At 56.6% G+C, this 279-nt stretch carries 1 protein-coding gene; it reads right to left on the minus strand.

What is annotated here, in order from left to right; genetic code table 11:
- On the minus strand, positions 1–225 hold a 225-nt coding region (locus ACLJNW_RS24625; protein WP_410961276.1), incomplete at its 3' end, for a POTRA domain-containing protein.
- Positions 226–279: the final 54 nt, after the last annotated feature.

Genomic DNA, 279 nt, shown 5'->3' on the forward strand with positions numbered 1-279 from the left:
GCCGTACACCGCGCGAATATCCTTATCAACAGTGTCCTCATTGAGCGGCTCTCCAGGACGGCTATGGAGAAGCACCCGGATGGCTTCCTCCTCCACTCGGTCATTGCCGCCTATCACCACCGCAGAAATCACAGGGCCGGATGGGGCGGATGGGAAGTCTGCGGCTCTCGCCAGACCGGTCGCGATCACGAAAACTACCGCTACGCACCAGATCTTGTTCGTCATAAAAGAGCGTTCCTTACCCCAGATTGTGTCCCCCCTAACAAAATCCCTTCAGAT

Source organism: Salmonella sp. SAL4457 (assembly GCF_046548235.1).
Taxonomy (GTDB): domain Bacteria; phylum Pseudomonadota; class Gammaproteobacteria; order Enterobacterales; family Enterobacteriaceae; genus Salmonella; species Salmonella enterica.